The 233-nt window shown below is 52.4% G+C and carries 1 protein-coding gene; it reads left to right on the forward strand.

What is annotated here, in order from left to right; translation table 11 throughout:
* On the forward strand, positions 1-233 hold a 233-nt coding region (locus GT1_RS22025; RefSeq protein WP_188400497.1), incomplete at both ends, for a dihydroxy-acid dehydratase.

The following is a 233-nucleotide window of genomic DNA, read 5'->3' on the forward strand; positions in this document are numbered from 1 at the left end:
CAGTGGGACGAGCCGGATCTGGGGAAACTCCAGATTTTAATTGATACAGTCCATGGCGACAGCCATCCTGGCAGCAGTCATTTGGGGGGACTGGCTGACGAAGCAAAAATTGGTGTTTACGAATCACAAGGCAAGCCGGCGGTTTATGCGGTTACCGATATCTGTGACGGTATCGCCATGGCGCATGACGGGATGAATTACTCCCTGGCCAGCCGGGAAATCATGTCCTTTAT

It is taken from the genome of Sporomusa sp. GT1 (assembly GCF_014634905.1).
Classification (GTDB): domain Bacteria; phylum Bacillota; class Negativicutes; order Sporomusales; family Sporomusaceae; genus Sporomusa; species Sporomusa sphaeroides.